The sequence below is a fragment of the Mycobacterium sp. 1165178.9 genome (assembly GCF_001673555.1).
Taxonomy (GTDB): domain Bacteria; phylum Actinomycetota; class Actinomycetes; order Mycobacteriales; family Mycobacteriaceae; genus Mycobacterium.
On sequence record NZ_LZMB01000166.1, the window covers coordinates 1 to 9,903 of the forward strand.

Here is a 9,903-nt window from a genome sequence, read left to right on the forward strand (position 1 = left end):
CGCTACGTCGGCGGAAGTCATGACGGCGGCTTTCGAACTGACGCACTGGACGGTGGTGCAGCCCTCGGTGGTCGCCGCCAACCGCGCGCGGCTGGCGATGTTGTTGGCTACCAACTTCTTCGGGATCAACTACCCGGCCATCGCCGAGACCGAGGCCGAGTACCACGCCATGTGGGTGAACAACTCGGCGGCATTGGTCCGCTACGACGCGACCTCGGCGAGCACCGTCAGACCGCCCGCGTTCGAGGCGCCGCCTCCGGTTTCCGATCCGTCGGGGCCGGCGCGACAAGCCGCCATGGTGCCGGCTACGAATACCGCCAATGTGGGGACACAGACCGCGGCCGCCCTCGCGGGGACAAGTCAAGATCTCGCCGCTTCCAGTGCCTTTGGACTGGACCCCGATTCGGGCTGGTTCAGATACTTCAGCGTTTGGGGATGGCAGTTCATCGCGGGTGGATTCCCGGTCAATCTGCTCAGCTACCTCGCCCAGCTGAATGCGGCCCAGAGCCTTACGGGCGGCGTGGCCACCGATATTTTCGGCGGCCTGTCCGAAGCCGCTGCGGACTTGTCCGCGGCCGACGCGAGCCTGGTCAGCGCGGTCGGAACGTCGTTGGCGCCCCAGGCGACGCTGGGCGTCGGTATCTCGCTCGGCAACCTGACCATGCCGCCCGCGACGGTGGGAATGCTGGGGTCTTCTGCGCCGGTGCAGCTGGCGTCGGCGGTCTCCGCGCTACCCCCGGGGGCCGGCCAGACACCCATGCTCCCGATGGTCCCGATGCGCCCGACGCGCGGTTCGGCGAACGGGCAGCGGCGTAAGGGTCGCTACGACGATATTGAATACGGCGCGGAGCTGCCGGGCACCGTGATGCACAGGCCGCCGTCGGCGGGATAGCGCTGCTTGCGCGACTCCATCATGCGGTTGCGGACGATGTGTTCGACCAGGATGGGGACGAAAGTCTGCACCGGCGCATCGATGAACCGTTGCGCCGTCTCTTCGCACCAGCGCCTGATCTGAGCGTTGCGCCGTTCGTCGCCGAGCGCCTCGTGACGGGCAAGCTTTTCGGCCACCTCCGCCACCGATCGCCTGACCGTGACCCGAATGGCCGGGGAAACCGCGGTGGCGGGGGCGGCGGGCGCGCGCACCGCTTCGAGCGCTTGGCGCGCGGCGTCCTCATCGGTGTCCGGCCGGATGACATGCAGGGTGATGTGGCGGCCGTTCCCGCCCATCACGATGACGCTGGCCTCCTCGTCGCTGGTGAAACCCAGCAATTCGATTGTGTGCCCGTCGATTTCAGCCACCGCAGGCGTATTGTGCCAGCCGTTGCGTCGGTAGCCAACCATGACGACCTGCCCAAGCCGACCGGACAAGGACGCCACCAGGCCCGGCAGCTCGTCGACCAGGTTGGTCGACCGCGGCCACCAGGCGCCGTCAATGTGCTCGGATACGGCTCGATATGGCTTGAGCTGCAACCGGTTTGAATGCTCCATGTCACCACCTGCTCGCAGAATCATTGAGGCCTGAGGACCCCGTGACGTCAAGACCATCACGGGCAGTCGGCGGCCGCGGCGATAGCGAGTGGCTGTCGGGTTTACCGACCGTGAACAACGAGTTCGCGCAATCGCTTTGGGACAGGGGCCCGAGTTTGCCTGCTTGCCAGCTGCCCTGCTTGGCGGGCAGGGCGGTAGTTCAGGATCCCGACGACGCCGCCGCGTACTTCGGGCAGTACGCCTTGATGCTGACTCCGACGAAGTAGCCAGCGTGATAGCTGTCCAGGCTGCTGCTGGAAAGCACATTGTTGGCGACCTGTTCGGGCGACTGGCCCATGTCGAGTTCGTGACACACGGTGTGCCCGGAGTTGACCGCGGCGTCGGGTGACTCGTAGTTGATGCCCTTGGCCTTCAGTGCCGCCAGGAATGCGTCATCGGCGGACGTCGCGTGAGCGGTCGCGGATGTCACCAGCGCCCCGAGCAGCCCGGCCACCGGCAGCACGCCGCTCGCCAGGAGCGACAGCGGCCGGATGGGCTTGCGCATCTGGGTGGTCGTCATTTCTGATACTCCCGTGGAACAGAAGTGCCGTTGCTTGCTGCAGGCGGGTTAGTTCGCATGCTCGCATCTCGCGGCGTAACCCGGTGCCCTATCGCCGATAATGCGGTGTGTGCCACACATGTGTTTGCTCCGCGGTCGCGCGCGCGTTACCGGCGAGCCTTCGGCGACGCGCCGCCGGTGATCTGACGACATGGCATACGCGCGGTGGCTGTGGCTCGGTGTGGTGGCTTTATGCGTGGTCGGCTGCGGTGTGCGGCACGTGTCGGCGGCTAGCACTCGAGACATCTCCGGCACCTTTCGATCCGGCGGCATGGAGCGAACCTACATGTTGCACGTGCCGGCGGGCGAGCCCGTCGGCTTGGTGCTCAGTTTGCACGGTGGCGGCGGTACCGGGTTCTCGCAGCGCGGCCTGACGGGCTTCAACTCCGTTGCTGATGCGCACAACCTGTTGGTTGTCTACCCCGACGGTTACGACAAGAGCTGGGCCGACGGGCGTGGCGCCTCGCCCGCCGATCGTCGCCACATCAACGATGTGACCTTCTTGGTCGGTCTGGTGAACAAGCTGCAGAACGACTACGGCGTCGCTCCCGGGCACGTTTTCGTCACCGGGATGTCCAACGGCGGCTTCATGAGCAACCGGCTGGCGTGCGAACGCGCCGACGTCTTCGCCGCGGTCGCGCCGGTGGCCGGAACGCTGGGCGTGGGGGTGGCCTGCAATCCGTCGCGACCGGTATCGGTCTGGGAAGCCCACGGGACCGCTGACCCGCTGGTGCCCTTCAAGGGTGGGACGGTGCGCGGCCGCGGCGGGGTCAGCCACTCCATCTCGGCGGACAGCATGGTGGACAAGTGGCGCTCGATCGATGGCTGCCAGGGAGGGCCGGCGACGGAGGCGCTACCCGATGTCCGCGACGGCACAGTCGTGCACCGCTATCAGTCCACGGGATGCGCGGAGAACACCGAGGTGGTGTTCTACAAGATCGACAGCGGCGGGCACACCTGGCCGGGCGGCAAGCAATATCTTCCGGCGGCGGTCATCGGTCCCACCACGCGCGCGCTCGACGGGTCCGAGGCCATCGCCCGGTTCTTCCTCGCCCACGCCCGCGACTAGGCCCGAGACGCAGGGCCTTGCGCTTCAGCGCTGGCAGGACGGGCACCAGTACGTCACCCGATCCCCGGAGTCGTCGAAGTTGATCGGGGTACCGCAGCGGCGGCAGGGCTGCCCGGATCGACCGTAGACCCACAGCTGGCGTCCGGCCCGGGTGTCGCCGGTTGTGCACCGGTTCCAACGGAAGCGGTTCAGCCACAACATGTCCCGCGCGCGAGAGACGAGCCGACGCGGGTCGGCGATGTCGCGCACCGGCGCGGTGGGCAGATGCCCGGAAAGGAAACACAGTTCGTTGCAGTAGACGTTGCCGACCCCGGCCAGCAGGCGCTGGTCCAGCAGCGCCTCGGCGATCGGCCGGTCCGGGTCGGACGTCAGGTTGGCGGCGGCGAGTGCGGGATCCCAATCCTCGCCCAGCAGATCGGGTCCCAGGTGCGCGACCGCGTCGCCGTCACGCTCGCGCTCCAGGATCTCCAGCACGCCCAAGTCGACGCCGACGGCGCGGACGCTGTCGGTCTCCAAAACGATTCGCGCGCGGTGGTCGACCCGTACCGAGCGGTTGCCGACCCGCCAGCTGCCGTCCATTTTCAGATGCGAGTGGATGCTGGCTTCTCCCACCCGGATGAACAAGTGCTTTCCGCGGCTGAGCACCTCGTCGACCACCCGCCCGGTGAGGTCGACGGTGGCGAACCGCGGCACCCGGACGTCGCAACGGGTCAGGGTGCCGCCGACCAGGCGCTCGCGCAGCACGGCGGCGGTGTGCCAGACGGTGTCACCTTCGGGCATCTCAGCGCAGCCGCATTCCACGTGGAGTCCGGGCGAAGCCGGCATCGGAGAGTGCGTCGACCGGTCCGGGCCCGCCCGCGCGGGGCTGCAGGGCCGGCACCCCGTCGATGCGTTCGACCAGGATCGACGCGACGCGCCGGGACGAGACCAGCTCGGCGAGCGCCGTCGCAGCGGCGAGATGGGCGGCTAGGTCGTCGGTGAAGGTGAGCAGCGACCGCCCGCCGCGCTCGAGGAACCACGTCAGCTCGCCGTCGACCAACACCACCAGCGCACCGGCCTTGCGGCCCGGGCGCGCCCCCGACCCCCCGGACTCCGAGCCCTCACCACGGGAGGCCGGCCAGGGCAGCGCCGCTCCGTAGGGGTTTGCCGGATCCGCAGCGGCCAGCGCGACCGCGCGGTACTCGGGCCGTTCCGGGTCGACCCCATCGGAGTAGGCGCGCAACCGGTCGACGGTCGACGCGACGGCGAACTGCGCCCCGCCCAGCGACTCGATGAAGTAGCCGCGCTGGCACCGGCCTGCGTCCTCGAACGTGCTCAGCACCTTGTACAGGGTGGCGAATCCGCCTGGCACGCCCTCGGTTGTCACCGCGCCCCGGGTCAGCACGCCGTGGCGCCCGAGCAGGAGCTCGGCTTGATAGTGGGCGCGCAGCGTGGAGTCCGGCTCTGGGGGCGGCAGGATCGACCACCGGCCGGCCACGGTCGGGTCGGCGGGCCGGGAATGCGGGTGCGCCACGCTGTACCGGCTGAGCCGCGGCGGGCGATGCGACCGATGCGCGGGTGCGGAGCGCTTGCGGGTTCCGGTGCCACCGAGCAGGGCGCGCACCGGGGCGAACGTGTCGCCGGTGATCCAGCCGGCCCAGATCAGTTCCCACAGCGCGGCTTTGAGTTCGGACTCACCGAATCCGCTCTGCGTGAGCTGGCGGAAGAAGTAAGCGCCCCCGGGTGCGAGCGTGTCCAGGACCGCACGGTGGGCGTCGCCCAATTCGATGTCGGCGGGCCCGGGCAGCGTCAATGGCGCGGATTCGCTGGGGTGCAACGCGATCCAGCCATCGCCGCTGGAAATCGAGCCGGCCCCCGACCAGGTGACTTCGCCCGTGGCCAGTAGCTCGTCGAGCAGCGCGGGCGAGTAGTCGCGGACCCGAGGGGCCAGCACCAGCGGCTCGATCGCCGAGGCCGGCATCCGTACGCCAGCCAGCTGATCGATGACTGACATCAGCCCGTCCAGCCCGGAATGGCCTGGGGAGCGCGATGTTTCGGCCGTCCCCACTCGATGCCAGCCCGGCAGGAACCGGCCGTAGGCTGCGGTGCTGACCGGCTCGACCTGGGCCCGCAGCGCCGCCAGCGACCGCCGCCGCAGGATGCGCAATACGTCGGCGTCACACCACTGTTCACCCCCGGCCACGGGCGCCCCCGCCGCCTCGGCCGCGGCGACGAAGTCGCCGCGCACCAGCCGGCCGTCACCGGCCAGCCGGCCCAGGATGTCGGCGGTCACTCGCAACCCCAGCCCGAACCGCGCGGCGGCCTGCGCCGTGGTGAACGGAGTGTGGGTGCGCGCGTAGCGACCCAGCAATTCGCCCAGCGGGTCGGTGACCTCCCCGGTGAAGGCGGCCGGCACGCCCAGGGGAACCGCGATGCCGATGCCGTCGCGCAGCCGGCCGATGTCCTCGATGGCCACCCACCAGCTGCGGCCGGCGAACGACACGGTCAGCGCGCGCCGCGCCGCGCGCAGGCCCTCCAGCCAGCCGCCGACGTCGGCGCCGCCGGCGCGGGCGGCCACCTCCTCCTCGGTCAGCGGGCCCAGCAGCCGCAGCAGGTCCGCGACGGCTTCGGCGTCGCGGGCGGCACGGTCGGCCGAGAGGTGCTGAAGCTGGCGGCCGGTGGCGGCGATGATCTCGGGGTCGAGCAGGTCGCGCAGCTCCACCCGCCCCAGCAACTCGGCCAGCAGCGTGCTGTCCAGCGAGAGCGCGGCGGCCCGTCGCTCGGCCAGCGGGCTGTCGCCCTCGTACATGAAGGCGCCGACGTAGCCGAACAGCAGCGACGCCGCGAACGGCGACGGCCGCTGCGTCTCGACCTCGAGCACCCGCACCCGCCGTTGCGCGATGCCGGTCATCAGCAGGGTCAGGGCCGGGACGTCGTAGACGTCCTGCAGGCATTCGCGGATGGTCTCCAGCACCACCGGGAAGTCGGGGTATTTGCGGGCCACCTCCAGCAATTGGGCGGCGCGCTGGCGCTGCTGCCACAAGGGCGAGCGGCGACCGGGGTGGCGGCGCGGCAGCAGCAGGGCCCGGGCCGCGCACTCACGGAACCGCGAGGCGAACAGCGCCGAGCCGCCCACCTCGGCCGTGACGATCGGGTCGATCTCCTCGGCGTCGAAAACGAAGAGGTCGGCGCCGGGCGGGGTATCCCCGCTGTCGGACAACACATCCGGCAGGCGCACCACGACGCCGTCGTCGGACGCCGTGGGTTTCTCGTCGATGCCGTAGCGCTCGCGCAACCGGCGGGCCACCGCCAGCGCCAGCGGTCCGTTCACCGCGAGCCCGTAGGGCGAGTGCAGGATCACCCGCCAGTCGCCCAGTTCGTCGCGGAACCGCTCGACCAGCAGCGTGGTGTCGGTGGGCACCCCCCCGGCGGCGCTCCGCTGTTCGTCGAGCAGACCCCACAGGTTGTCGATGGCGTATGTATCGAAACCCAGTCCGGCGCAGCGAGTTTCGAAGACGTCCCGCTTCAACCCGGCCAGCTCGCCAGTGAACGCGCCGAGCGCGGCGCCCAGCTCCGCCGGGCGGCCAAGGCCGTCGCCGCGCCAGAACGGCAACCGGGCCGGCTGGCCGGGTGCGGGGATCACCAGCACCCGGTCGTGGGTGATCTCGGTGATCCGCCAACTGGTGGCGCCCAGCGAGATGACATCGCCGGGGCGCGACTCGTAGACCATTTCCTCTTCGAGTTCGCCCACCCGCGAGGGCTTTTCGGCCTCGGAGGCAAGGTACACGGTGAACAGCCCGCGATCGGGGATGGCGCCGCCGGACGTCACGGCCAGCCGCTGCGCGCCGGGGCGAGCGGTCAGGGTGCCGGTGTCACGGTCGTACACCAATCGCGGTCGCAGCTCGGCGAATTCGGTGGACGGGTACTTGCCGCTCAACAGGTCCAGGGTGGCCTCGTACACGCTGCGCGGCAGCGTCGCGAACGGCGCGGCCCGCCGGACCGTGTCGAACCACCGGTCGGCGTCCAACGGTTCCAGCGCGGCGGCCGCCACGGTCTGCTGCGCGAGGATGTCGAGCGGATTGGCGGGGACCCGCATCGTTTCGATCTGGCCGGTGAGCATGCGTTGCACGCTGACCGCGCAGCCGATCAGGTCGGTGCGGTGCTTGGGGAACAGCACTCCCTGCGAGACCTCGCCGACCTGGTGGCCTGCGCGGCCGATGCGTTGCAGGCCGCTAGCTACCGAGGGCGGCGCCTCCACCTGGATCACCAGATCGACGGCGCCCATGTCGATACCCAGCTCCAGGCTCGAGGTGGCGACCACCGCCTTGAGCAGCCCACGTTTGAGGTCCTCTTCGACCAGGGCGCGCTGCTCCTTGCTCACCGACCCGTGATGGGCGCGGGCCAGTATCGGGTCGGCGCCATAGGTTTGGCCGCTGCCCATGATGTGCGCGGGAGCGCCGCCGGCCACCTTCGGATTGGCGTCCGTGGTCAGTTCCACACCACTGCGTTCCGCGTGAATCTCGTTGAGGCGGGCGGTAAGTCGCTCGGCGAGCCGCCGTGAATTGGCGAAGACGATGGTGGAGTTGTGCGATTCGATCAGGTCGACCAGACGGTTCTCGACGTCTGGCCAGATGGTGTTGTTCGCCAGGTTGGCCATGTCGGGCACCGGCACCTGCACGCTGAGCTCGACCGTCTTGGCCGAGGGCGGGGCCACGATGGTCGTCGGCGCCTGCCCGGACAGGAACCGTGCGAGTTCCTCGGGCGGACGCACCGTCGCCGACAGCCCGATGCGTTGCGCGGGTTTGTCCTCCCGCAGCGCGTCGAGGCGCTCCAGCGACACGGCCAGGTGGGCGCCGCGCTTGCCGGCGGCGATGGCATGGATCTCGTCGACGATCACCGTCTGCACGCCGGCCAAGGTCTCGCGGGCGGCCGAGGTGAGCATCAGAAACAGCGACTCGGGAGTGGTGATCAGCACGTCGGGCGGTCGGTTGATCAGGTGGCGACGGGCGGCGGGCGGGGTGTCGCCGGAACGGACCCCGACGCTGATGTCGGGGGCCGGCAATCCCTGGCGTTCCGCGAGGCGGGTGAGCCCGGCCAGGGGGGTGCGCAGGTTGCGCTCGACGTCGACCGCCAGTGCCTTGAGCGGTGAGACGTAGAGCACGCGCGTGCCGGATGGGCGCTCCCTCGAGCCGGCGAGGCTATCCAGCGCCCAGAGGAACGCCGCCAGCGTCTTGCCCGATCCGGTGGGCGCGATCACCAGGGTGTTGTTGCCGTCCGCGATGGCGTTCCAGGCGTCGGCCTGCGCGGTGGTCGGTGCGTCGAAGGTGCTGGTGAACCACTCGCGGGTGATCGCGCTGAACCGGCCCAACGGGTCGGGGCGGCCGGACGGCCCGGAATCAGCGCGAGTGCTCACCCGTCCATCGTGCCAACGGCCACCGACAAGATGCAGCTCCGCTCATAGACGCGAGGTGGACATCGCCCCGGTGAGTTCCTCTGGGAGCTCCGGCACCCGCGCGATCGCGTCCAGCAGCGCGTGCGCGCAGGCGTCGGCCAGCTTCTCGGCGTCGGTGGTGGGGTCGATGATCCGCTGCCGGCAGATCTCGAAGGTCAGTGCCAGCCAGCCGTTCAGAATCACCCGCAGGTGCCGCTCGACCTCGGGTGCCATGTTGCGCGCGTTGAGCTCGGCGAGCAACCGGTTGATCCGGGACATGATGTGATCCCTCTGGCGGTTCTTGGCATCGTCCTCGACGCCCAGCAGAACCGGGTCGGACCGGCCCAGGCCGACGTACGCGGCCCACGCGGCCTCCGGGTTCTGCTGGTGGTAAGCCATGTAAGCCAGCACACCGGCGCGGATCTCCTCGTACATGGTCAGGCCGGTCGCGTCGTCCATGTTGGTGTTCTCGTACAGGCGGTCGGCCTCGTCCTTGACGACCGCCGCGAAGAATGCGCGCTTGTCGGGGAAATAGTGGTACATCAGGGCCCGAGAAACCCCGGCGCGTTCCGCGATCTCATCGATGCGGACCTCGTCGTAGGGCCGCTTCCCGAAGACCTCCGCTCCCAAAGCGAGCAGCTCAGCGCGTCGATCCTCGGGGGATAAGCGCCTGCGGGCAGTTGGCATGTGTCAGATAGTACCCATGGGAAACAAAACGCTTGCCACATTGGATTCATCCGAACTCGACTCCCTGGGCCAGCGGTAAGCCGCCGGAATAATTGACGGTATTGGTACTTTGACGCATGTAGGCCTTCCAGGAGTCCGTCCCGGATTCGCGCCCGCCGCCCGTTTCCTTCTCTCCGCCGAACGCGCCGCCGATCTCCGCTCCGGACGTGCCGATGTTGATATTGGCGATTCCGCAGTCGGATTCGGCCAGGAACCGCTCCGATTCGCGCAGGTCGGTGGTGAAGATGGCGGACGAAAGGCCTTGCGGCACCGCGTTATTGAGCGCGATCGCGTCGTCGAGCTCGTCGTAGGTCAGCACGTAGAGGATGGGCGCGAACGTCTCGGTGGCCACGATGGCGGTCTGCGCGGGCATCCGCACCAGCGCCGGGCACGCTGATCGGCCCGCTGATTCACGAAACCGCCTACCGCGACATGGTGGGGGCGCTCGAACAGGCGCGTGCCGACGGCGGTGAGGTCATCGGCGGCGACCGCGTTCACCAGGAAGGTCCGGGACACTCGAGTTCGTATTACGTCGCCCCGGCGCTGGTGCGGATGCCCGCGCAGACCGCCATCGTGGCCACCGAGACGTTCGCGCCCATCCTCTACGTGCTG

Annotated in this window: 7 protein-coding genes and 2 pseudogenes; 3 read left to right on the forward strand and 6 right to left on the reverse strand. The window is 69.4% G+C overall.

Features of this window, described 5'->3' with window-relative positions; genetic code table 11:
- On the forward strand, positions 1-892 hold an 892-nt coding region (locus A5652_RS08125), incomplete at its 5' end, for a PPE family protein (RefSeq protein WP_067348990.1).
- On the opposite strand, the gene A5652_RS08130 is transcribed toward A5652_RS08125, so the two are convergent.
- Both A5652_RS08130 and A5652_RS08135 read right to left on the reverse strand, forming a co-directional pair.
- A complete protein-coding gene (locus A5652_RS08130) occupies positions 823-1,488 on the reverse strand; it encodes a DUF5994 family protein (protein ID WP_067348966.1) in 666 nt (221 codons plus the stop codon). The genes A5652_RS08125 and A5652_RS08130 overlap by 70 nt on opposite strands.
- 199 nt (positions 1,489-1,687) lie before the next feature.
- Positions 1,688-2,047, reverse strand: coding sequence for a DUF732 domain-containing protein (locus A5652_RS08135; protein WP_067348969.1), 360 nt, complete (start codon positions 2,045-2,047; stop codon positions 1,688-1,690).
- 190 nt (positions 2,048-2,237) lie between these two features.
- Here A5652_RS08135 and A5652_RS08140 point away from each other — a divergent pair, with 190 nt between their 5' ends.
- Complete coding sequence (locus A5652_RS08140) at positions 2,238-3,155, forward strand: PHB depolymerase family esterase (protein ID WP_067348972.1); 918 nt, start codon at positions 2,238-2,240, stop codon at positions 3,153-3,155.
- 24 nt (positions 3,156-3,179) lie between these two features.
- Here A5652_RS08140 and nei2 read toward each other — a convergent pair whose 3' ends face one another.
- The 4 genes and pseudogenes from nei2 to A5652_RS08160 all read right to left on the reverse strand — a co-directional run.
- Positions 3,180-3,935, reverse strand: a complete 756-nt coding sequence (gene nei2 / locus A5652_RS08145) for an endonuclease VIII Nei2 (RefSeq protein WP_067348975.1) — start codon at positions 3,933-3,935, stop codon at positions 3,180-3,182.
- Between the two features lies 1 nt (position 3,936).
- Positions 3,937-8,547 carry an ATP-dependent helicase gene (locus tag A5652_RS08150; protein ID WP_067348979.1) on the reverse strand — a complete coding sequence of 1,537 codons (4,611 nt, stop codon included), beginning with the start codon at positions 8,545-8,547 and terminating at the stop codon, positions 3,937-3,939.
- A 42-nt stretch (positions 8,548-8,589) separates the two neighbouring features.
- Complete coding sequence (locus tag A5652_RS08155) at positions 8,590-9,252, reverse strand: TetR/AcrR family transcriptional regulator (RefSeq protein WP_067348983.1); 663 nt, start codon at positions 9,250-9,252, stop codon at positions 8,590-8,592.
- A gap of 46 nt (positions 9,253-9,298) precedes the next feature.
- A pseudogene (locus tag A5652_RS08160) lies at positions 9,299-9,679 on the reverse strand (aldehyde dehydrogenase family protein); the annotation flags it as partial.
- Between A5652_RS08160 and A5652_RS08165 the strand changes: the two are divergent.
- A pseudogene (locus tag A5652_RS08165) lies at positions 9,676-9,903 on the forward strand (aldehyde dehydrogenase family protein); the annotation flags it as partial. The pseudogenes A5652_RS08160 and A5652_RS08165 overlap by 4 nt on opposite strands.

Excerpts from the sequence above, each read along its gene's own strand:
- nei2 (WP_067348975.1), bottom strand. The coding sequence starts at position 3,935 with ATGCCCGAAGGTGACACCGTCTGGCACACCGCCGCCGTGCTGCGCGAG.
- A5652_RS08130 (WP_067348966.1), bottom strand. The coding sequence starts at position 1,488 with ATGGAGCATTCAAACCGGTTGCAGCTCAAGCCATATCGAGCCGTATCC.
- A5652_RS08135 (WP_067348969.1), bottom strand. The coding sequence starts at position 2,047 with ATGACGACCACCCAGATGCGCAAGCCCATCCGGCCGCTGTCGCTCCTG.
- A5652_RS08155 (WP_067348983.1), bottom strand. The coding sequence starts at position 9,252 with ATGCCAACTGCCCGCAGGCGCTTATCCCCCGAGGATCGACGCGCTGAG.
- A5652_RS08140 (WP_067348972.1), top strand. The coding sequence starts at position 2,238 with ATGGCATACGCGCGGTGGCTGTGGCTCGGTGTGGTGGCTTTATGCGTG.